Raw genomic sequence first — 21,091 nt, 5'->3', positions numbered from 1 at the left:
CGGCGTGGCGGCGCCGGAAACCTTCCCGGCCGCGCCGCCACGCCGGTCGACGTCACGCCGCGTCGGAGACCGGAAAGCCGTACCGCGCGGCGTGCTCGGGATCGGCCGGGTCGATCTGCCGAACCCCCTCCTCCGCGAGCCGTCGATTGATCTCGTCGAGGTGCTCGCGCACCAGCTGCGCCTCTTCCTCGGTGACCTTGCCCCGGTGCGGCTTGCCGGCGTGCTCCAGCGTGGCGTAGTCGAGCTTTTCCGCCGCCGGCTTCCGGGCCGGCTTGGGCGGCTTCACCCGCTCGGCGGTCCTCAGCAGCTGCGCCATCGGCACGTCCGTGGCCAGCTCGTCGAACTCGCTCGCGGTCAGTACCACCCGGCGCGGTTCGCCACCGCCGTGGCCGTCGTAGATCTCCACGACCGCCACGTCCAGCGAGGCGTCGTCGATGCCCTCGATCTCGGCCGGAGTGGCCTCCAGCTGCACGGGTCCGGCGACGAGGTCGGGGTGCTCCAGCACGACGACGCGGACGATCTCGTCGCCCGGCTGCAGGAACTTCCCGCTGAAGTCGGAGACGTGAACGGTCTTCTTACCCATGCGCGAAACTTCTCCTGTTCTGGCGGCATCGCCGCGATGGCCGGCAGCAGAAGTTACCCGACACGTGTGCGAAGAAGCGGTAACGGCACGTGTGTCGCCCACCGCGCGAACCCGCCACACCGCACGGCCGTCGATACGGCGGTCACGCGCGACACGCCCGGCCGGACCTGCACCGCCACCGGCCAGGGACGCGGTGATCGCGTCTGTTAGAAACAACAAGGGTCGCTGACGCCCCCGCTCCGGCTCCACGCGAAGGGTGTGTTCCCACATATGACCCCGTCCTCCACCGAAACCCCGGCCCGCACGTTCGCGTGGTCCGTGCACGGCGACGGCAAGAGCATCCGACCCGGTGAGGTCGTCCACCCGCACGAGCGGCTCTCCTGGCCCCGGACCCTCGGGGTGGGGGTGCAGCACGTCGTCGCGATGTTCGGCGCCACCTTCACGGTGCCGCTCATCACCGGCTTCCCGCCGGCCACCACGCTGTTCTTCTCCGGCCTGGGCACGCTGCTGTTCCTGCTGATCACCGGCAACCGGGTGCCGTCGTACCTCGGGTCGTCGTTCGCGTTCATCGCACCGGTGCTGGCCGCCAAGGCCGGCGGGGACATCGGCCCGGCGCTCGGCGGCATCGTCGTGGCCGGCGCGCTGCTGGCGCTGGTCGGCCTCGCCGTGCAGTGGGTCGGGGCGCGCTGGATCGACGTGCTGATGCCGCCGGTGGTGACCGGTGCGATCGTCGCGCTGATCGGCCTCAACCTGGCCCCGGTCGCCTGGGACGGCGGCGGCAGCGGGGGCGTGAAGTCCCAACCGCTCATCGCCATGGTGACGCTCGCCGCGATTCTGCTCGCCACCGTCGCGTTCCGCGGCTTCCTGGCCCGACTGTCGATCCTGCTCGGCGTCGGGGTCGGCTGGCTCCTCGCCGCTCTGCTCGGCAAGCTGGACCCGGCGGCCACGAAGGGCCTCGCCGAGGCCGCCTGGATCGGGCTGCCCGACTTCCACGCCCCGCGGTTCAGCTGGCACGCCACGTTCCTGGTCGTGCCGGTCATCCTGGTGCTCATCGCGGAGAACGCCGGGCACGTCAAGGCGGTCGCGGCGATGACCGAGCGCAACCTCGACAAGCAGATGGGGCGGGCGTTCCTCGGCGACGGGCTCGCCACCATGCTCGCCGGCTCCGGCGGCGGCTCGGGCACGACCACGTACGCCGAGAACATCGGCGTGATGGCGGCGACCCGGGTCTACTCGACCGCGGCGTACTGGGTCGCGGGCGTCGCGGCGATCCTGCTCGGCCTGAGCCCGAAGTTCGGCGCCCTCATCCTCACCGTGCCGGCCGGGGTGCTCGGCGGCGCGACGACGGCGCTGTACGGGCTGATCGCGGTGCTCGGGGCCCGCATCTGGATCGAGAACCGCGTCGACTTCCAGAATCCGATCAACCTGATGACGGCCGCGGTCGCCGTGATCATCGGCGCCGCCAACTACACCCTGAGCTGGGGCGACCTGTCCTTCAACGGCATCGCCCTGGGCACCGCCGCCGCCATCGCCGTCTACCACCTGATGCGTCTGGTCGCCCGGCTCCGCGCCACCACCCCCACCACCTGAACCCCGCCCCGCCTCGTTGATCATGAGGTTTGCCGCGCCGCACGTCGACATGCCGCGCGGCAAACCTCATGATCAACCGGGGGGCGTCAGGGGCGGAGCAGGACCTTGATCGCCCGGCGCTCGTCCATCGCGGCGTACGCCTCGGCGACCTCGTCCAGCGGCAGCTCCAGGTCGAAGACGCGGCCCGGGTCGATGGCGCCGCTCAGCACGTCGCCGAGCAGTTCGGGCAGGTACGTGCGCACCGGCGCGACGCCGCCGGCCACGTTGATGTTCCCGCCGAACATCTTGTCGATCGGCAGCTCCGGCCCGCCCGCCGGCACCCCGACATACCCCACGTAGCCGCCGGGCCGGGTCGAGTCGAGCGCCTGTGCCATCGACTCCTTCGTGCCGACGCACTCCAGCACGGCGTCCGCGCCGATGCCGCCGAGCAGTTCCTTGACCGCGCTCACGCCCTCGGCGCCGCGCTCGGCGACGATGTCGGTGGCGCCGAACGCCCGCGCCAGCTCCTGCCGGGCGGCGTGCCGCGACATCGCCACGATGCGTTCGGCGCCGAGCCGGCGGGCCGCCAGCACCGCACAGAGGCCGACCGCGCCGTCGCCCACGACCACGACCGTGCTGCCGGCCCGCACTCCCGCCGAGACGGCGGCGTGGTGGCCGGTGCCCATCACGTCGGAGAGCGTCAGCAGGCTGGGCACGAGCGCCGGGTCGGGCTGCTCCGGGGTGGCGACCAGCGTGCCGTCGGCGAGCGGCACCCGCACCCGCTCCCCCTGCCCGCCGTCGACCATCACTCCGTGCCGGTCCGGCTGCCCCCACCACGCGCCGTTCTCACACGACGTGGTGATGCCGTGCCGGCAGTGCCGGCAGGTGTTGTCGCTGATCGCGAACGGCGCGATCACGAAGTCGCCGGGCGCGACGGTCCGCACCTCGGCGCCGACCTCCTCGACGATCCCCACGAACTCGTGCCCGATCCGGCGCGGCTCGGTCGCCGGGCGCACCCCCCGGTACGGCCACAGGTCCGAGCCGCACACGCAGGAGGCCACCACCCGGACGACCGCGTCGCCGGGGAGGTGGACGGTGGGGTCGGGTACCTCCGCCAACCGGATGTCGCGGGTGCCGTGGATCAGTGTGGCGCGCATGTGTCGTCGTGCTCCTGTCCGTTCGGGGCGGGGCGTCGTCGACCCGTACGCCATCCATCCGCCGTGACGATCATCGCATCGGCCGCCGATCCGTTCCCTCAGTCCCGGTGTCCGGCGCGCCACCACGTGGTGGCGAGCAGCCCCAGCAGCAGCACGGCGACGACGGAGATCGCGATGCCGGTGCGTACGACCTTCTGCTCGTCCGCGTTGCCGACCGTGCGCGCCTGCGGCGCCCGCGCCGACGGCTCGGGGGTCGCCACGTGCTCCGCCGGCACCGCCTCGTCCGGGGTGATGAGCCGGCCGACGGCGGCGTCCCGGCGCAGCGCGAATCCCCAGTCGAGCAGCGCCGCCCCCTGCTGCCAGCCGCGCACCGGCTGCGACTCGGCGCCCAGCAACGTCACCAGCAGACGCCGGCCGCCGCGCTCGGCGGCGCCGACGAAGGTGTGCCGGGCCAGGTCGGTGTAGCCGGTCTTGCCGCCGAGCGCCCCGGGGTACTGGAACAGCAGCTGGTTGTCGTTCTGCATGCCGAAGCCCTTGACCTTCAGCTCCGGCTGCGCCGGGACCTGGGCCTGCCGCGTCGACACGTAACGCCGGAAGTCACCGCGGGCGAAGCAGGCGCGGGCGATCAGCGCCAGGTCGTACGCGCTGGTGTACTGGCGGGGTCCGTCCAATCCGGACGGTGTCGCGGCGTGGGTGTCGAACGCGCCGAGGCGGCGGGCCTCCGCGTTCATCGCTTCGACTCCGCGGGCGGCGCTGCCGGCGCCGAGCCGGGCCAGCACGTTCGCGGCGTCGTTGCCGGAGTTGAGCATCAGCCCCAGCCACAGCGTCTCGATGCGGTAACGCCCGCCGCGCACCACCCCCATCGCGGAGCTGCCGGGCTCGAAGTCCATGTCCGCGGCGGTCACCTGGATCACCTGGGCCGGGTTGAGCTTCGGCAGCATCGTCGCGGCGAGCAGCAGCTTCTGCACGCTGGCGGGGGTGGCGTACCGGTGCGGGCCGCAGGCGCCGAGCACCGCGCCGGTGTCGAGGTCGGCGACGAGCCAGGAGGTCGCGGTGACCGCCGGCGGCGTGGGTGCGGCCGGCGGGACCGTCAGCCCGGCGGTCTTCAGTCCGGGACCGCCGATCGCCGGCCGGGCCGGATCGGGTGTGGGCGGCGCGGGAAGCGACGGGCGCGGCACCCGCACGATCGGGCAGGGCGCGTACGCCGGTGCCGCCGACGGTGGCGCCGACTCGGCGCGCACCGGGACCGGCGCGACGAACAGCGCGCAGAGCACGGCGGCGGAGAACGCTCGCCGACGGTGGCGGGGTCGACGTGGACGAGGCACCGCTGGGCGGTCGCCTTCACTGCGCCTGCTAGGCATCACGGGCACCTACACGATCGTCACTGCTGCTGCCCTCGGCCCGTCCGACCCGCGGTGGGGGGGCGCCGCGTGGGGCCTTTCGTGCGTGACATTACCGCCGCGCCGCGCCGCCCGTCGTTCGGTTGCCACCGCGCCATGATGTTCTGCGTCAGGCCTCGTCGGCGGCCGCGCCGAGCACCACGACGACCGGGTCACAGCCGCCGTCGCGCACCGTCCGCACCGCCCGCTCGACCAGCAGCCGGCCATCGACGGCGACGAGGGCCTTCGGCGCGCCGTACCGCCGGCCGCCGCCCGCCGCGAGCACGAGTCCCGCCGCCGTCACGTCGCCGGCACGTGATGGATGGGGCCCGCCGTCGCGGTCAACCGACCGCCCGTCCCGCCGCAGCGGGACGCGATGATCTCCGCGGCGATGCTGATCGCGGTCTCCTCCACGGTCCGCGCGCCGAGATCCAGCCCGATCGGCGCGGCCAGCCGCCGCAGCTCGCCCTCGCCGACCCCGGCCGCGCTCAGCCGGCGGCGCCGCTCCGCGTCGCCGCGCCGCGACCCCATCGCCCCGACGTACGCCACCGGTAGCCGCAGCGCGACCTCGAGCAGCGGCACGTCGAACTTCGGGTCGTGGGTGAGCACACAGAGCACGCTGCGCCCGTCCACCCGGCCCGCCGCCGCCTCGCCCCGCAGATAGCGGTGCGGCCAGTCCACCACCACCTCGTGGGCGTCCGGAAAGCGACCGCGGGTCGCGAAGACCGGCCGGGCGTCGCAGACCGTCACCCGGTACCCGAGGAAGGCGCCGACCCGCGCCAGCGCCGACGCGAAGTCGACGGCGCCGAAAACGATCATCCGGGGCGGCGCCGCGTACGCCGACACGAACAGCGTCATGTCGTCGCCGCGCCGCCCGTCCCGGCTGTACCGGACGATCGCGGTGCGGCCGGCGGCGAGCAGGCCGCGGATCTCCCGGGTCGCGGCCGCGTCCAGCCGCGCCGGCCCCAACGAGCCCGCCGTCCGGCCCGGCCACACCACCCGACGCCGCCCCAACCCGTTCCGGTGCGGGGGCTCGACGGCCACGCAGCTGGCGACCGCGACCGGATCGCCCTGCCGGATCGACGCGGCGACCTCGGGAAGCTCCGGAAAGACCGCCGGGTCGACCCGCTCCACGTAGACGTCGAGGTGGCCGCCGCAGGTCAGCCCGACGGCGTACGCGTCGTCGTCGGGAACGCCGTAGCGGCGCAGCACCGGCCGTCCCGTGCGCCGCACCTCGTGCGCCAGCTCGTACACCGCGGCCTCGACACACCCGCCGGACACGCTCCCCGCCGCGGCGCCGTCCGGGGCGACCAGCATGGTGGCGCCGGCCGGCCGGGGCGCCGACCCCGAGGTGGCGACGACGGTGGCGAGCGCGACCGCCCGGTCGGCGCGCCACCACCGCTCCAGCTCGTCGAGCACGTCCCGCATGCCGACGCGGCGCTACGCGGCCGGCAGGAGCTTGTCGAGGGTGATCGGCAGGTCGCGGACCCGCACGCCGGTGGCGTGATGGACCGCGTTCGCGATCGCCGCCGCCGCGCCCACGATGCCGATCTCACCGACTCCCTTGGTCCCCATCGGGTTCACGTACGGGTCGTCCTCGTCGATCCAGTGCACCTCGACCGCGCCGACGTCGGCGTTGCTGGCGATGTGGTAGGTGGCCAGGTCCTGGGTCACCACCTGCGCGAAGCGCGGGTCGAACACGCTCTGCTCGTGCAGCGCCATCGACAGCCCCATCGTCATCCCGCCGAGCAGTTGCGAACGCGCGGTCTTCGGGTTGACCACCCGGCCGACCGCGAACACCCCGAGCTGCCGCCGCACCCGCACCTCGCCGATCTCGGCGTGCACCCGTACCTCGGCGAACTGCGCGCCGAACGCGTGCATGGCGTACCGGCTGATGTGCGGGTTCTCCGGCATCGCGGCGGTCACCTCCAGCCCATCGGCCGGCACCGCCCCGCCGTGCCGCGCCAGCTCGTCGCGCAGCCGATCCGCGGCCTCGCAGATCGCCGAGCCCCAGCTGGTGATCCCCGACGAGCCGCCCTCGTTCGACGCCTTCGGGTACGCGGTGTCGCCGATGCGCAGGTCGATCTGCTCGACGCGGACGCCGAGCGCGTCCGCCGCGACCTGGCTCAGCGCGGTCCAGGTGCCGGTGCCGATGTCCGCGGCGGCGATCAGCACGGTGTACCGCTCGTCAGGGCCGACCCGAATCGTCGCCATCGAGCCGGGCAGCCGCAGCACCGGGTAGGTCGCCGCGGCGACGCCGGTCCCCACCAGCCAGCCCGCCGTACGCCGGATCCCCGGCGTGGGATCCCGTCCGTCCCAGCCGAACCGGCGTGCGCCCTCGCGGAGGCAGGCGACGAGGTTGCGGCTGGAGAATGGCAGGCCGAAATGGGGATGCCGCTGCGCGTCGTTGCGGATCCGGAACTCGATCGGGTCCAGCCCGCAGGCGATGGCCATCTCGTCCATCGCCGACTCCAACGCGAACATCCCGGACGCCTCCCCCGGCGCCCGCATGATCGTCGGTGTCGGCACGTCCAGCGCGGCCAGCCGCTGACGGGTACGGCGGTTCGGCGCGGCGTACATCGTCGGGGTGGCCCGGGTGCTGTGCTCGGCGAACTCCTGCAGCTTCGATGTCGGCTCGATGGATTCGTGGGCGAGCGCGACCAACCGCCCGCCGGCGTCGGCGCCGAGCCGCACCCGCTGAACCGTCGGCGGTCGGTACCCGACCTGGGAGAACATCTGCTGCCGGGTGAGCGCGAACTTCACCGGCCGGTCCGGCACGAGCCGCGCGGCCAGCGCGGCGAGAACGACGTCGGCGTGCGGCCGCGCCTTGGACCCGAACGCGCCCCCCACGTACGGCGAGATCACCCGCACCCGGTCCGGACCGAGTTCGAACAGCGCCGCCACCGCCGCCTGGATCCCGTTCACCCCCTGCGTGGAGAGGTAGAAGGTGAACCGGTCGCCGGTCCAGGTGGCGATCGTGGTGTGCGGCTCGATCGGGTTGTGGTTGTTCCATGCGGTCGTGTAGGTCTGGTCGACGCGCACCGGTGCCGACGCCAGCGCCGCGTCGACGTCCCCCTCGGCGGTGTCCATGGGGAAGATCGGCTGCACCTCGCGCGGCACGCGCAGGTCGCCCCGGCCCTCCCGCAGCTCCACGTCGTGCGGCCGCTCCTCGTAGTCGACGCGGACCAGGCTCACGGCGTGCCGCGCGATCTCCGACGTCTCCGCGACCACCCCGCCGATGAACTGACCGCGGAAGGCGACCTCGTCGGACTGCAGGATGCGCAGCTCCCCGTCCTCGATCGCCGCGGTCCGGGTCGCGTTCCGGTACGTCAGGACGGCCACCACGCCCGGCTCGGCGCTCGCCGCGCCGCAGTCGATGTCGGCGATCCGGCCGGTCGCGACCGCCGCGGTGAGCGGATACAGGTACAGCGGACGGTCGACCGGTTGCTCGTACGCGTACCGGGCCTCGCCGCGAACCTTCGCCGCACCGTCGAACCGGTCCACCGCGACACCCATGGCGCGCGGCGTGATCGTCACCGCCGACCCTCGTTCACGTCGAGCAGCGTGCGCACCAGCGTGTTGCGGGCCAGCCGCACCTTGAACGCGTTGCCCGGCAACGGCCGGGCCGCGGCGAGTTCGGCCTCGGCCGCCTGCCGGAACCGCTCCTCGGTCGCGGGGCCGCCGCGCAACGCCTGCTCGGCGACGAGCGCCCGCCACGGTCGGTGCGCGACGCCGCCGAGCCCGATCCGCACATCCCGCACCACCCCGTCGGCGGTATCGAGGACCACCACCGCCGAGACCAGCGCGAACGCGTACGACGCGCGGTCGCGCACCTTGCGGTAGCGCGACCTGGTGGCCCACGGCAGCGGCGGCAGCTCGACCGCCGTGATCAGCTCACCGTGCTGCAGGATCGTGTCCCGGTGCGGCTCGCGGTCGGGCAACCGGTGCAGCTCGGTGATCGGGATCCGCCGCTCGCCGTCGGCCCCCTCGGTGAGCACGACCGCGTCGAGCGCGACCAGCGCGACCGCGAGATCGGACGGGTGGGTCGCCACGCACGCCTCGGACGCGCCCAGAATGGCGAGGTCCCAGTGGTGACCATCGATCGCGGAGCAGCCGGCCCCCGGATCCCGCTTGTTGCACGGGGTGCTGACGTTCTGGAAGTACACGCACCGGGTCCGTTGCAGCAGGTTCCCGCCGGTGGTGGCGAGGTTGCGCAGCTGCCCGGAGGCGCCGGAGAGCAGGGCCTCGGACACCGCCGGGTAGCGGGCCCGGATCAGCGGGTCGGCGGCCAGGTCACTGTTGGGAACGGCCGCCCCGACGCGTACGCGGCCGTCGGGCAGCTCCTCGATCCGGTCGGAGGTCAAGCGGCGCACGTCGACCAGCAACTCCGGCCGGGCGACGTCGAGCCGCATCAGGTCCACCAGGTTGGTGCCGCCGCCGAGGAACGCCCCGTTGGGGGTCCCGGCGAGCAGCGCGACCGCTCCGGACACGTCGTTGGCGCGTTCGTAGCGGAAGGGTCTCATCGCCGCGCCATTTCCGCGACCGCCGGCACGATGTTGGCGTACGCGGCGCAGCGGCACAGGTTGCCGCTCATCCGCTCCCGGATCTCGTCGTCGTCCAGCACCACCGCGCCACCGCCGCGCCCGGCCCCATCCGCCGTCACCGCGCTCGGCCAGCCGGCCGCCGCCTCGGCGAGCATCGCGACCGCGGAGACGATCTGTCCCGGCGTGCAGTAGCCGCACTGGAAGGCGTCGTGGCGGATGAAGCACGCCTGCATCGGGTGCAGCTGCCCGGCCGGCGCGAGCCCGGCGGCGGTCACGACGGTGGCGCCGTCGTGCGCCACCGCGAGCGCCAGACAGCTGTTGACCCGCCGGCCGTCGAGCAGCACGGTGCATGCGCCGCACTGCCCGTGGTCGCAGCCCTTCTTCGGGCTGGTGTTGCCCAGCCGCTCGCGCAGCGCGTCGAGCACGCTGGTGCGGGTGTCCACAGTGAGCCGATGATCGGTCCCGTCCACCCGGAGGCTGACCTCGACGTCCACCATCCCCGACTCCCCGCACCGCGCAGCCCGACGGACACCGTCGAACCTAGCCGCCGTCGAACGGCTTCCGCGCCGGAATGGGCAAGTCGGGATGGTGGCGGACCGGGGCGGAGCGCTCCTCGTCGGCGTGCGGGCCGCCGAAGGAGTTGGGCGCTACGCCGGTCAGTTCGTACCGAGGGCGGTCTTGACGTCGGGGCTTAGCTCCACGGAGTTCTCCGTGCCGGTGACCGCGCGGCCGTTCAGCACGGGATAGTAGCCCTGCGTCGTGTTGACCAGGCCGGCCGCGCCGTCATCGAACCGTACGAGCAGGAGCACGTACTCCTTGCCGGCTGATAGGCCGGTGGGACTTTCCGGGCCGGAGCCGGGCGTCGGGTAGGAGAAGGTCATCCGACCGCCCGCCGCGGCGTCGCCCTTCGCCACCTTGGTGATGGAGATTGTCGCCACCGTCTCGGGAAACCCGTTCGAAGTCCGCTCGAGGGTGCTCACGATGCTGGCCCGAACGATGACATCAGCTTTGCCCTCCAGCGCCTCGGTGCTCTCGTAGTAGGGCTGGTCGGCGGAGGACGGCGGGCCGGAGGACCCCAACGTACGAACGCCCACAACCGCGCCGACGACCCCGATCAGGGCCACCGCCGCAATAACCGCCAGGACGCCGACCGGTCGGCGAATCCAAGGCTTGGCCGTCTTCTCCAGCGTCGACACCTCCCCGCATCGGTCAGTCGCGTTCGATGAGGTGCCCCACCACGCCCGGCGCCATCATCACCGCGAAGCCGGACCCGTCGCGTCGCTTGTCGACCGGCGGCAGCTCCAGCGGCTCGCCCGTCCCGGTCGCTCCCGCGGGACGAGACCCGACCCACGCCAGCGTCAGATCCTGCTCGCCCTTCAGGAACCGCTGCGCGCGTACGCCGCCGGTGGCCCGGCCCTTCGCCGGGTACAGGGCGAACGGGGTGACCTTGACGGTGCTGCCGGTGGAGGTGACGACCATCGGCTCGCCGTGCTCGTTGTCGTCGGTGCGCACCGCGCCGAAGTGCAGCACCCGCGCGTCGGCGGCCAGGTTGACGCCGGCCATGCCGCCGCCCTTGAGACCCTGCGGCCGCACCAGCTTGGCGGCGAACCGCAGCAGCGCCGCGTCGGAGGTGACGAAGACGAGAGTCTCCGCGCCGTCGGTCAGCCAGGTCGCCCCGACGACCTCGTCGCCGTCCTTGAGCCCGATCACCTCGAACTCGTCGGAGCGCACGGGCCAGTCCGGCGCGGTCACCTTCACCACGCCCTGCCGGGTGCCCAGCGCCAGCCCGGGCGACCCGGCGGCCTGCGCGCCGAGCGGCGCCAGGCCGACGACCGTCTCGCCCGGCCGCAGCGGCACCAGCTCGCTGGCGGACATGCCACCGCGCAGCGAGACCGTGCCGGCCTGCTCCGGCAGCACCGGCAGCGGCAGCACGTCGGTTTTGAACGCCCGCCCCTGGCTGGTCACCAGCAGCACCTGGCCGCGCGCCGTCGAGTGCACGACCGCGCGGACGGCGTCGTGCTTGACCCGGCCGTTGCGGCGCCGTCCCTCGGAGGCCTCCTCGGACTCCGCGGCGGTACGGGCGACCAGCCCGGTCGCGGACAGGATCACCTGGCAGGGGTCGTCGGCCACCTCCAGCGGGCCGGCCGGCGCGGACGCCGCCAGCACCTCCTTGAGATCACCGTCGATCAGCGTCGTACGCCGCTCGGTGGCGAACTCCTTGGCCACCTTGACCAGCTCGTCCGAGACGACCTTCCGCAGCACGCCCTCGTCGTCGAGGATCCGCGACAGCTCCGCGATCTCGGCACGCAGCCGCTCCTGCTCGGTCTCCAGCTCCAGCCGGTCGAACTTGGTCAGCCGGCGCAGCGGGGTGTCGAGGATGTAGCTCGCCTGGATCTCGGAGAGCGTGAACTGCCGCATCAGCCCGTCCTTGGCCGCCTGCGCGTTCTCGCTGCCGCGGATCAACCGGACCACCTTGTCGATGTCCAGCAGCGCGATCAGCAGACCGTCGACCAGGTGCAGCCGCTCCTCGCGCTTTCGGCGGCGGAACGACGTTCGACGGGTCACCACCTCGTAGCGGTGCGACAGGAAGACCTCGAGCAGCGCCTTGAGGCCGAGCGTCTGCGGCTGCCCGTCGACCAGCACCAGGTTGTTCACGCCGAACGACTGCTCCAGCGGCGTGAGCCGGTAGAGGTCGGCCAGCAGCGCCTGCGGATTCACGCCGACCTTGCACTCGATGACGAGCCGGGTGCCGTTCTCCCGGTCGGTCAGGTCCTTGACGTCGGCGATGCCCTGCAGCCGCTTCGTCTTGTTGACCTCGTTGGTGATCGCGGCGATGACCTTCTCCGCGCCGACGCCGTACGGCAGCTCGGTCACCGTGATCGCCTGGCGACCGCGGCTGCCCTCCAGCGGGCCGATCTCCACGCGGCCGCGCATCCGGACCACGCCGCGCCCCGTCTCGTACGCCTTGCGCACCTCGTCGAGGCCGAGCAGCAGGCCACCGGTCGGCAGGTCCGGGCCGGGCACGAACTCCATCAGCTTGTCCAGCGTGGCGTTCGGGTGGTTGATCAACCAGCGCGCCGCCGCGACGACCTCGCCGAGGTTGTGCGGGATCATGTTGGTCGCCATGCCGACGGCGATGCCGGAGGTGCCGTTGACCAGCAGGTTCGGGAACGCCGCCGGCAGCACGATGGGCTCTTCCAGCGACCCGTCGTAGTTGGGCTTGAAGTCGATGGTGTCCTCGCCGAGCTCGCCGACGAGCAGCATCGCCTCCCGCGACAGCCGCGCCTCGGTGTAGCGCGCCGCGGCCGGGCCGTCGTCCGGGGAGCCGAAGTTGCCGTGCCCGTCGATCAGCGGCACGTTCAGCGAGAAGTCCTGCGCCAGCCGCACCATCGCGTCGTAGATCGCGGTGTCGCCGTGCGGGTGGTACTTACCCATCACGTCACCGACGACGCGCGCCGACTTCACGTGCCCGCGGTCCGGCCGGTGGCCGTTCTCGCTCATCGAGAACAGGATCCGGCGGTGGACCGGCTTGAGGCCGTCGCGCGCGTCCGGCAGCGCCCGCGAGTGGATCACCGAGTACGCGTACTCCAGGTACGAGTCGGAGATCTCGGTGGTCAGCGGGTTGTCGATGACCTGCGCCCCCGCCTGGTCGAAGGCCGACAGATCGACCTTCGCCTGCGTGCCCTTACGGCGTGCCATTGCTTACTGCTCTCCTCGACGGTACGTCACGGGTGGGGGCGGTCAGGCGTCGATCGTTTCGGCGTCGACGCGGCTCGCCGACTCGATCAGCCAGTTCTTCCGCGGCTCGACCTTCTCGCCCATCAGCAGCTCGAGAATCTGCTCGGCCGCCTCGACGTCGTCCAGCGTGATCCGGCGGACGGCGCGGGTGGCCGGGTTCATCGTCGTGTCCCACAGCTCGTCGGCGTCCATCTCGCCGAGGCCCTTGAAGCGCGGGATCGGGGTGACGATCTGCTTGCCGGCCTTTTCCAGCTTGGCGACGGTGCTGGCCATCTCGGCCTGCGTGTACGTGTAGACGGTCTCGGCGTTACGCCCCTTGGTGGTGATCTTGTGCAGGGGCGGCATCGCCGCGTAGAGCCGACCCGCCTCGATGACCGGGCGCATGTACTTGGCGAACAGCGTGATCAGCAGGGTCCGGATGTGCGAGCCGTCGACGTCGGCGTCGGCCATGATCAGGACGCGGCCGTACCGCATCGACTCCAGGTCGAAGGTGCGACCCGAACCGGCCCCGAGCACCTGCACGATCGCGGAGCACTCGGCGTTGTCGAGCACCTGCTGCAGGTTGGCCTTCTGCACGTTGAGGATCTTGCCCCGGATCGGCAGCAGCGCCTGGTACTCCGAGGACCGCGCCAGCCGCGCCGTGCCGAGCGCGCTGTCGCCCTCGACGATGAACAGCTCGCTGCGCTCCACGCCGGTCGCCCGGCAGTCGACCAGCTTCGCCGGCATCGAGGCGCCCTCCAGCGCCGTCTTGCGCCGGGCGGCGTCCTTCTGCTGCTTCTGGGTCAGCCGCACCCGCGCCGCGTCGACGATCTTCTGCAGCACCGTCCGCGCCTCGGCCTTGGTCTTGCGCCCCTCGACCCACGCCTTGAGGTGCTGCTCCACCAGACCCTGGATCACCTTGGTGATGCCGGCGGTGGAGAGCTCGTCCTTGGTCTGCGAGGTGAACTGCGGCTCCGGGATCCGGACGTGGATCACCGCGGTCATGCCCTCGAGCACGTCGTCGAGGGTCGGCGGCTCCTCCTTCGGCCTGAGAAGGCCGCGGGTGTTCCTGATCGCGTCGGTCAGTGCGCGCACCGCCGCGCGTTCGAAGCCCTTGCGGTGGGTGCCGCCGTGCACGTTGCGGATCGTGTTCGTGAAGCATTCGACGGTGCGCTCGTAGCCGGTCCCCCACCGGAACGCGACCTCGACCTCGGCGCGCCGCTGCACATTGGCCTGCATGACGCCGTTGGCGTCGGCGGCGTTCTCCTTGTAGGTGCCCTCGCCGGTCACGACCAGCGTGCCGGAGACTGTCTTGTCGCCGGCCGGGGCAAGGAAGTCGACCATGTCGGTCAGGCCGTTGGGGAAGTGGAACGTCTCCTCGACGACCTCGTCGCCCGTGGCGTCGCGCAGCACGTACGTCACGCCGGGGACGAGGAACGCGGTGTTGCGCAGCTTGGTGCGCACCGCGTCGGCGTCCAGCGCCGCCCCGGTCTCGAAGTAGCGGGCGTCGTACCAGTAGCGGATCGAGGTGCCGGTGGACTCGTTGCGTTTCATCTTGCCGGTCACCCGCAGCCCGGACTCCGGCGTGAACGCGGCCGTCGGACCCGCTCCGGCGAACACGCCGGGAACACCGCGCTGGAACGACATCTGGTGGACCTTGCCGCCCCGCTTCACGGTCACGTCGAAGCGGTGGGACAGGGCGTTGACGGCCGAGGCGCCCACGCCGTGCAGGCCGCCGGAGGTCTTGTAGCCGGAGCCACCGAACTTGCCGCCGGCGTGCAACCGGGTCAGGACCAGCTCGACGCCGGAGATCCCGGACTTGGCGTGGATGTCGGTGGGAATACCGCGGCCGTCGTCGTCGACCTGCACCGAACCGTCGGCGTGCAGCGTCACCTCGACCCGGGTGGCGTGGCCGGCGACGCCCTCGTCCGTGGAGTTGTCCAGGATCTCGTTGACGAGGTGACCCACACCACGGCTGTCGGTCGAGCCGATGTACATGCCCGGACGCTTGCGGACAGCGTCGAGCCCCTCGAGGTGCGTGAGGTCGTCGGCCCCGTACAGGGTCTCGGGTTGCGCAGTCACCTGGTCGTACTCCCAGATCGTGTCGAGGTGGGCGTGCCGCTCACGATCCGCGGCACACCGCGAATCCGCAGGACAACGCCGCGAGCCTAGTCCCACCGTGGGACATCGGGCCGCAACCGGGGCGGAAGGCGCGGTGGCGTGTGCAACAGGCCACCGCGCGCCAGGGGCGGCGCTCGCCAGACCACAACACCCGCGGCGCTCCGGATACTCCCGCATTGTCGTCGGGGTCTAACGGGGGCCGTGGAGGGAGGCTGGCACGGAAAAGTTCTGAGCCGACCGATATACCTGGCAGTCATAAATATGCCTCTCAGGTATATCCGTCGAACCGCGGCATGCCGGTCCGCGCCCCTACCCGAACGCCAGCCGGCGCAGCGCGTCGAGCACCGACGGCCACGCCGGCGAGAGTGGGTCGATGACCCCGAAGTGCTCGATGCCGTCGAGAAGCCGGACCGACACGTCGTCGCCGGCCCGGCGCGCGGCCTCCGCGTACCGCTCGCTGATCTCCCACGGCACCTGGAGGTCGTCGCGGCCGTGGACCAGCGTCACGGGTACGCCGACGGGCAGCAGCGCCGCCGGGTCGGCGGCGGCGTACCGGTCGGGCACCGCCGCCGGATCACCACCGAGCAGCTCGTCGGTGGCGGCGTCGCCCAGCCGCTGGGCGGAGGCGGCGGCCAGGTCCAGGACGCCGGCCAGCGACACGACCCCGCGGACGGCGGGCGACGGGGCCGGGGTGCGCCAGGGCGCGGTCGCCGGGAGCCGGTGCCGGGCCGCCGCCCAGACCGCCAGGTGTCCGCCGGCGGAGTGGCCGAGCAGCACGACCCGGTCGGCCCGGACCCGATCGCCGAGCGCCTCCGCGACCAGCCCCGGCACCCGGTCGACGGCGAGCGCGACGTCATCGAAGATGTCCGGCCAGCCGCCGCCGTCCCGGCCGACGCGGCGGTACTCGATGGCGGCGACCGCGAAGCCGCGGCCGGCCAGGTCGTCGCAGAGCGGGCCGGTGTGCTGCCGGTCGTACGCCGCCCGCCAGAACCCGCCGTGCACGACCAGCACCAGCGGCGCCGGCCCGGTGACGGTGCGCGGGCGGCGCACGTCCGCCACGTGGTCGGCGAGTGGTCCGTAGCGCACGGTGAGGTCGGGCGGGGGTGCCGGCCGGGTGAGCACGGCGCGGGGGTCGGTGGCGGTCACGGTTGTGATTCTGCCCGCCGACCCGGACACGCCGGACTACCGGCTGTCGCATACCGATATCGTGCGGGGATGCCGAGCCGCGCGTACGACGCTCTCGCCGCTGCCGCGATCCCCCACCGGGTGATCCGGCACGGGCCGGTGGACAGCGTGGCCGAAGCCGCGGCGGCCCGCGGGGTGCCGGTGGCGGACGTGGTGAAGACGATCGTCGTACGCCGCGGCGCCGAGGACTACGTCTTCGTGCTGGTGCCCGGCGACCGGGCGATCTCCTGGCCGAAGCTGCGCTCGCTGCTCGGGGTCAGCCGGCTGTCCCTGCCGGACGCGGAGGCCGCCCGCGCGGCGACCGGGTACGAGCGGGGCACGATCACGCCGTTCGGCTCGACCACGCCGTGGCCGGTCGTCGCCGACGAGCGGATCCGCGGCCGGCTGATCACGCTCGGTTCCGGGGAACACGGGGTGGCGGTCGCGCTGGACGCCGACGAGGTGGTGCGCAGCCTGGACGCGTCGTTCGCCGACGTCACCGATCCGGCGCCGCGCCGCTGAGCCCGGGCCTCACTTCAGCTTCTTCGTCGCCCCGGCCACGATGCTGTTGTACTCCGGATGCTTGCCGAGCCAGTCGGCGAGCGGCGGGTAGATCGGCACCACGACCCGGGCCCGTTGCCTGGCGTCGTTCATGACCGCGCGGGTGAGCGTCTCCTCCACGCCCCGGTCCGCGTACTCGGGGGTGATCTCGACGTGCGTGACGGCGATGACCTTGCCGGTGAGCTGGTAGGTCATGAGCCCGGCCAGCGCCCCGTCGGCGTCGCTGTCGCGGGCCTCGAACCGCTCCCGGTCCGGCACGTCCGTCACGTCGATGACCATCCGCACATGGTACGAGCCGGTCGGCGGCGACAGCCCGACGGCATGTCGGAATCGCGTATTTGGCACCGAAACCATGGGTAGCGTGGCGGGTAGGTCGCCCGAGCGGCGACGCGCACGACAGATCGCCCGCGAAGGAGCAGAGCCTCCCATGGCCGATGTCAAACTCTCCGTCATCTACTACTCGGCGACCGGCACGGTGCACGCGATGGCGCAGCGGCTGGCGGCGGCGGGCACCGACAAGGCCGGCGCCGAGGTGCGGTTGCGTCAGGTCCCGGAGCTCGCGCCCGACGAGGCGATCGCCTCCAACGCGGCGTGGAGCCAGCACTACGACAGCACGAAGAACGAGCCCAAGGCGACCGCCGACGACGTGGTCTGGGCCGACGCCGTCCTGTTCGGCTCACCCACCCGGTACGGCAACATCGCCAGCCAACTCAAGCAGTTCATCGACACGCTCGGCCCACAGTGGGCCCAGGGGCTGCTCGCCAACAAGGTCTACGCCGGCTTCACCGCCTCCCAGACCGCCCACGGCGGGCAGGAGTCCACGCTGCTGGCGCTCTACAACACCATCCACCACTTCGGCGGGATCATCGTGGCCCCCGGCTACACCGACCCGCTGAAGTTCGCCGACGGCAACCCGTACGGCGTCTCCCACGTCACCGGCGGCAACAACACCGACCCGCTCACCGACGTGCAGTTCGCCGCGCTGGACCACATGGCGGTGCGGGCCTGCAGCATCGCCAAGCGGGTGAAGGCCGGCTGACGCGTGTGATCAACACCCCCTAAGGTCCCGCGTCGCCGCGCCGATAGGCAGGCGAGTTGTCCGACCAGCGGAAAGGGACTGCCGGGTGAGCATCGCGGGCGGACATGCGTCGCACCGGCGGTCTCCGGAGCCCCACCACCAGGACCACGCGCCCCCGGTCCTCGGCGTCACCGCCGACCAGTCGCCGCCGTCGCGTTGGTCCCCGCTGGGCATACCGCTGTGGGTGTCGCCGGCGCAGGCCGCACGCCTGATCGCGAGCGGCGACCTGCGCCCCGTGCAGATCGTGGTGGCGGCCGCGGAGCCCGCCACCGCCGAGGCGGCGCTGGAGCAGCTGCACGCGGCCGGTTTCACGGGACAGATCGGCGTGCTGTCGACGGCGACGGATCTGACGCAGACGGCACGGACGCTGCAGCAACTGCAGACCGCGATCGACAACATCCCCGCCCCGATCTTCAGCAAGGACGCCGACGGGGTGTACGGCGCCTGCAACCGGGCGTTCGAGGAGTACGTCGGGGTGCCCCGCGACCAGATCATCGGACGGACCGTCCACGAGATCTGGCGGCCCGAGCTGGCCGAGGTCTACGCGGCCGCCGACCGCGCCCTGATCGAGGCGGGCGGCAGCCAGATCTACGAGGCGCAGGTCCGGTACGCCGACGGATCGGTGCGGGACGTGACGTTCTACAAGGGCGTCTTCACCGACGAGCGGGGCCGGGTGCAGGGGCTGTCCGGCGCTCTGCTGGACATCACCGAACGGCGGGCGCTGGAGACGGAGCTGCAGCGGCTCGCCGACCGGGACCCGCTGACCGGCGCCGCCAACCGGGCGCTCTTCTCGCGCCAGCTCGAGGCGGCCGCCGCCCGCGACGACGCCGGGCCCGCCCCGGCGGTGCTCCTGATCGACCTCGACGACTTCAAGATGGTCAACGACACCCTCGGCCACGACGTCGGCGACAAGCTCCTGGTGGCCACCACCGAGCTGCTGCACCGCACCGTGCGCGCCGGCGACGTGGTGGCCCGGCTCGGCGGCGACGAGTTCGCCGTGCTGCTGGAGGGGCTGCCCGCCGGCGAGGTCGACGTGCTGGTGCGGCGGATCCTCGCCACCCTGGGCGAGCCGGTCGTGGCGGCCGGTCATGCGCTGACGGTGGCCGCGAGCGTCGGCGTCGCCTACGCCCGCCCCGGCGATCGCGGCACCGATCTGCTGCGCAACGCCGACATCGCGCTGTACGTTGCGAAGGACGCCGGCAAGGGGCAGGCCGCGGTGTACCGCCCGGGCATGAAGGCGCGGGTGGCGGAGCAGGCGGCGCTCCTCGACGGGCTCCGCCAGGCCGTCACCGGTCACCAGCTCCACGTCGAGTACCAGCCGATCGTGCGGCTCGCCGACGGCCGCGTCACCGGGGTGGAGGCGCTGGCGCGCTGGCGGCACCCCGTCCGCGGGCCGGTGTCGCCCGAGGTGTTCATCCCGGTCGCCGAGCGGACCGGCCTGATCGTGCCGCTCGGCCGTTCGGTGCTGGCCCAGGCGTGCCGCCAGGCCAGCCGGTGGCAGCGCGGAGGTTCCCCGTTCGCCACCCACGTCAACGTCTCGGCGCACCAGCTGCGCGACCCGGACTTCGTCGTCGACCTGCAGAAGGTGCTCGCCGAGACCGGACTCGCGCCCGCCGGTCTGGTCATCGAGATCACCGAGACCGCCATGGCCGACGACCCGCAGCTCATGGACACGCTGCGCGCCATCCGCGCGCTGGGGGTCCACGTCGGGCTGGACGACTTCGGCACCGGGCAGTCGTCGCTGGGGATCCTGGCGAGCTGCCCCGTGGACCTCATCAAGGTCGACAAGTCGTTCGTCGACCGCGTCACCCTCGACGACCGCCGGGCCGCCGTGGCGTCCGCCATCCTGCGGATGGCGGACGCCCTCGACCTGCACGCGATCGTCGAGGGGGTGGAGAGCGCCGCGCAGGCGCAGCGGCTGCACGACATGGGCTACCGGCAGGCACAGGGCTTCCACTTCGCGCGACCGCTGCCCCCGCGCGCCGTCGACCGGCTCCTCAGGCCCCGGTGACGGCGTCGGTCACGGCTTGAGCAGCACCTTCACAGTGCCGTCCTTCTTGTCCTGGAAGTCCTGGTACGCCGCCGGCGCCTCCGTCAGCGGCACCCGGTGCGTCGCGAACGTCTCCACGCCGAGCGGATCGTCGTCGCCGGTCAGCAGCGGCATGATGTCGTCCACCCACCTGCGCACGTTGGCCTGGCCCATCCGCAGCTGGATCTGCTTGTCGAACAGCACCATCATCGGCAGCGGGTCGGTCATCCCGCCGTACACCCCGGAGAGCGAGATGGTGCCGCCCCGCCGCACCACGTCGATCGCCAGGTGCAGCGCCGCGAGCCGGTCCACCCCGGCGGTCTCCATCATCTTCGCCGCGACCGCGTCGGGCAGCAGCCCGGCCATCGTCTGGGCGAGCTTGCCGGCCGGCGACCCGTGCGCCTCCATCCCGACCGCGTCGATCACCGCGTCCGGGCCACGACCGCCGGTCAGCGCCCGGATCACGTCGGCGATGTCGTCGTACTCGCTGAGGTCCAGTGTCTGGACCCCGTTCTCCCGGGCGCGCGCGAGCCGCTCCGGCACCAGGTCGACGCCGATCACCTGCCCGGCGCCGCGATGCAGCGCCACCCGGGTCGCCATGTCGCCGATCGGCCCGAGGCCGAGCACCACGACCGAACCGCCCGGCGGCACCGCCGCGTACTCCACCGCCTGCCACGCCGTCGGCAGCACGTCCGACAGGTAGACGAACCGGTCGTCGGACGGCCCCTCCGGCACCACGATCGGCCCGAACTGCGCCTGCGGCACCCGCAGGTACTCCGCCTGACCGCCGGGCACCTGGCCGTACATCCGGGTGTAGCCGAACAGGGCCGCGCCCTTGCCCTCCTCGCGGACCTGCGTGGTCTCGCACTGGCTCATCAGCCCGCGCGAGCACATGTAGCAGTGTCCACAGGAGATGTTGAACGGGACGACCACCCGGTCGCCGCGCCGCAGGTGGGTGACCCCGGAGCCGACCTCCTCGACGATGCCCATCGGCTCGTGGCCGAGGATGTCGCCCTTGCTCATGAACGGCCCGAGCACCTCGTACAGATGAAGGTCCGAGCCGCAGATCCCGCTCGATGTGACCCGGATGATGATGTCGGTCGGGTCCTGGATGACGGGGTCGGGGACCGTATCCACCCGGACGTCCCGCTGACCGTGCCACACCACCGCTTTCATGCCCACGCTCCCT

18 protein-coding genes are annotated in these 21,091 nt (G+C 72.6%); 4 read left to right on the top strand and 14 right to left on the bottom strand.

The genetic code is table 11. The annotated features are described in order from the left end of the window. Window positions 1–52 precede the first annotated feature (52 nt). Window positions 53–583, bottom strand: coding sequence for a hypothetical protein (locus BLW47_RS12640; protein WP_091555933.1), 531 nt, complete (start codon window positions 581–583; stop codon window positions 53–55). Between the two features lie 270 nt (window positions 584–853). Here BLW47_RS12640 and BLW47_RS12635 point away from each other — a divergent pair, with 270 nt between their 5' ends. Beyond that, entirely contained in the window at window positions 854–2,173 is a 1,320-nt protein-coding gene (locus BLW47_RS12635; RefSeq protein WP_091555931.1) for a uracil-xanthine permease family protein, read from the top strand. Between the two features lie 86 nt (window positions 2,174–2,259). Here BLW47_RS12635 and BLW47_RS12630 read toward each other — a convergent pair whose 3' ends face one another. The 11 genes from BLW47_RS12630 to BLW47_RS12580 all read right to left on the bottom strand — a co-directional run bounded on the left by BLW47_RS12630 (window position 2,260) and on the right by BLW47_RS12580 (window position 16,216). Next, window positions 2,260–3,309 carry a zinc-dependent alcohol dehydrogenase family protein gene (locus BLW47_RS12630; RefSeq protein WP_091555929.1) on the bottom strand — a complete coding sequence of 350 codons (1,050 nt, stop codon included), beginning with the start codon at window positions 3,307–3,309 and terminating at the stop codon, window positions 2,260–2,262. A 98-nt stretch (window positions 3,310–3,407) separates the two neighbouring features. Continuing rightward, window positions 3,408–4,634 carry a D-alanyl-D-alanine carboxypeptidase family protein gene (locus tag BLW47_RS12625; RefSeq protein WP_425435394.1) on the bottom strand — a complete coding sequence of 409 codons (1,227 nt, stop codon included), beginning with the start codon at window positions 4,632–4,634 and terminating at the stop codon, window positions 3,408–3,410. A 184-nt stretch (window positions 4,635–4,818) separates the two neighbouring features. After that, the gene (locus BLW47_RS12620; protein WP_091555924.1) at window positions 4,819–4,992 is read right to left on the bottom strand and encodes an NTP transferase domain-containing protein; all 174 of its coding nucleotides are present in this window, start codon (window positions 4,990–4,992) and stop codon (window positions 4,819–4,821) included. Further along, window positions 4,989–6,116, bottom strand: a complete 1,128-nt coding sequence (locus BLW47_RS12615; RefSeq protein WP_091555922.1) for an XdhC family protein — start codon at window positions 6,114–6,116, stop codon at window positions 4,989–4,991. Before BLW47_RS12615 ends, BLW47_RS12620 begins: the two co-directional genes overlap by 4 nt. Before the next feature lie 12 nt (window positions 6,117–6,128). Next, window positions 6,129–8,225 (bottom strand): xanthine dehydrogenase family protein molybdopterin-binding subunit, encoded by a 2,097-nt coding sequence (locus BLW47_RS12610; RefSeq protein ID WP_245736613.1) that lies wholly within the window; start codon window positions 8,223–8,225, stop codon window positions 6,129–6,131. Continuing rightward, on the bottom strand, window positions 8,222–9,211 hold the full coding sequence (locus BLW47_RS12605; protein WP_091555920.1) for an FAD binding domain-containing protein: 990 nt from the start codon (window positions 9,209–9,211) through the stop codon (window positions 8,222–8,224). The genes BLW47_RS12610 and BLW47_RS12605 overlap by 4 nt, the downstream gene beginning before the upstream one ends. Continuing rightward, a complete protein-coding gene (locus tag BLW47_RS12600; protein ID WP_091555918.1) occupies window positions 9,208–9,729 on the bottom strand; it encodes a 2Fe-2S iron-sulfur cluster-binding protein in 522 nt (173 codons plus the stop codon). Before BLW47_RS12600 ends, BLW47_RS12605 begins: the two co-directional genes overlap by 4 nt. Before the next feature lie 159 nt (window positions 9,730–9,888). Next, the gene (locus BLW47_RS12595; RefSeq protein ID WP_091555916.1) at window positions 9,889–10,428 is read right to left on the bottom strand and encodes a hypothetical protein; all 540 of its coding nucleotides are present in this window, start codon (window positions 10,426–10,428) and stop codon (window positions 9,889–9,891) included. 13 nt (window positions 10,429–10,441) lie between these two features. Further along, window positions 10,442–12,931, bottom strand: a complete 2,490-nt coding sequence (locus BLW47_RS12590; protein ID WP_091555913.1) for a DNA gyrase/topoisomerase IV subunit A — start codon at window positions 12,929–12,931, stop codon at window positions 10,442–10,444. Window positions 12,932–12,973: 42 nt separating this feature from the next. Then, on the bottom strand, window positions 12,974–15,031 hold the full coding sequence (locus BLW47_RS12585; RefSeq protein ID WP_091555911.1) for a DNA gyrase/topoisomerase IV subunit B: 2,058 nt from the start codon (window positions 15,029–15,031) through the stop codon (window positions 12,974–12,976). A 348-nt stretch (window positions 15,032–15,379) separates the two neighbouring features. Further along, complete coding sequence (locus BLW47_RS12580; protein WP_091555909.1) at window positions 15,380–16,216, bottom strand: alpha/beta hydrolase; 837 nt, start codon at window positions 16,214–16,216, stop codon at window positions 15,380–15,382. A 69-nt stretch (window positions 16,217–16,285) separates the two neighbouring features. Between BLW47_RS12580 and BLW47_RS12575 the strand changes: the two genes are divergently transcribed. After that, complete coding sequence (locus BLW47_RS12575) at window positions 16,286–16,756, top strand: aminoacyl-tRNA deacylase (protein ID WP_091555907.1); 471 nt, start codon at window positions 16,286–16,288, stop codon at window positions 16,754–16,756. A gap of 9 nt (window positions 16,757–16,765) precedes the next feature. Here BLW47_RS12575 and BLW47_RS12570 read toward each other — a convergent pair whose 3' ends face one another. Further along, window positions 16,766–17,074, bottom strand: a complete 309-nt coding sequence (locus BLW47_RS12570) for a GNAT family N-acetyltransferase (protein WP_091555905.1) — start codon at window positions 17,072–17,074, stop codon at window positions 16,766–16,768. A gap of 148 nt (window positions 17,075–17,222) precedes the next feature. Here BLW47_RS12570 and wrbA point away from each other — a divergent pair, with 148 nt between their 5' ends. Both wrbA and BLW47_RS12560 read left to right on the top strand, forming a co-directional pair. Next, on the top strand, window positions 17,223–17,834 hold the full coding sequence (wrbA, locus tag BLW47_RS12565) for an NAD(P)H:quinone oxidoreductase (RefSeq protein WP_091555903.1): 612 nt from the start codon (window positions 17,223–17,225) through the stop codon (window positions 17,832–17,834). Window positions 17,835–17,919: 85 nt separating this feature from the next. Beyond that, complete coding sequence (locus tag BLW47_RS12560) at window positions 17,920–19,884, top strand: putative bifunctional diguanylate cyclase/phosphodiesterase (protein WP_091555901.1); 1,965 nt, start codon at window positions 17,920–17,922, stop codon at window positions 19,882–19,884. Window positions 19,885–19,893: 9 nt separating this feature from the next. Here the strand turns inward: BLW47_RS12560 and BLW47_RS12555 are convergent, their stop codons facing one another. After that, window positions 19,894–21,078 (bottom strand): zinc-dependent alcohol dehydrogenase, encoded by a 1,185-nt coding sequence (locus tag BLW47_RS12555; protein WP_091555898.1) that lies wholly within the window; start codon window positions 21,076–21,078, stop codon window positions 19,894–19,896. Window positions 21,079–21,091: the final 13 nt, after the last annotated feature.

Origin of the sequence: Micromonospora pattaloongensis, assembly GCF_900107255.1 — a bacterium.
Lineage (GTDB): Bacteria > Actinomycetota > Actinomycetes > Mycobacteriales > Micromonosporaceae > Micromonospora_I > Micromonospora_I pattaloongensis.
The sequence above is the reverse complement of the archived record's forward strand: the minus strand, read 5'-3'. Positions and strand labels throughout refer to the sequence as shown.

What these genes read in the sequence shown, in the direction of transcription:
- BLW47_RS12640 (WP_091555933.1), bottom strand. Translation starts at nt 583, where the DNA reads ATGGGTAAGAAGACCGTTCACGTCTCCGACTTCAGCGGGAAGTTCCTG.
- BLW47_RS12635 (WP_091555931.1), top strand. Translation starts at nt 854, where the DNA reads ATGACCCCGTCCTCCACCGAAACCCCGGCCCGCACGTTCGCGTGGTCC.
- BLW47_RS12630 (WP_091555929.1), bottom strand. Translation starts at nt 3,309, where the DNA reads ATGCGCGCCACACTGATCCACGGCACCCGCGACATCCGGTTGGCGGAG.
- BLW47_RS12615 (WP_091555922.1), bottom strand. Translation starts at nt 6,116, where the DNA reads ATGCGGGACGTGCTCGACGAGCTGGAGCGGTGGTGGCGCGCCGACCGG.
- BLW47_RS12605 (WP_091555920.1), bottom strand. Translation starts at nt 9,211, where the DNA reads ATGAGACCCTTCCGCTACGAACGCGCCAACGACGTGTCCGGAGCGGTC.
- BLW47_RS12600 (WP_091555918.1), bottom strand. Translation starts at nt 9,729, where the DNA reads ATGGTGGACGTCGAGGTCAGCCTCCGGGTGGACGGGACCGATCATCGG.
- BLW47_RS12590 (WP_091555913.1), bottom strand. Translation starts at nt 12,931, where the DNA reads ATGGCACGCCGTAAGGGCACGCAGGCGAAGGTCGATCTGTCGGCCTTC.
- BLW47_RS12575 (WP_091555907.1), top strand. Translation starts at nt 16,286, where the DNA reads ATGCCGAGCCGCGCGTACGACGCTCTCGCCGCTGCCGCGATCCCCCAC.
- BLW47_RS12570 (WP_091555905.1), bottom strand. Translation starts at nt 17,074, where the DNA reads ATGGTCATCGACGTGACGGACGTGCCGGACCGGGAGCGGTTCGAGGCC.
- wrbA (WP_091555903.1), top strand. Translation starts at nt 17,223, where the DNA reads ATGGCCGATGTCAAACTCTCCGTCATCTACTACTCGGCGACCGGCACG.
- BLW47_RS12555 (WP_091555898.1), bottom strand. Translation starts at nt 21,078, where the DNA reads ATGAAAGCGGTGGTGTGGCACGGTCAGCGGGACGTCCGGGTGGATACG.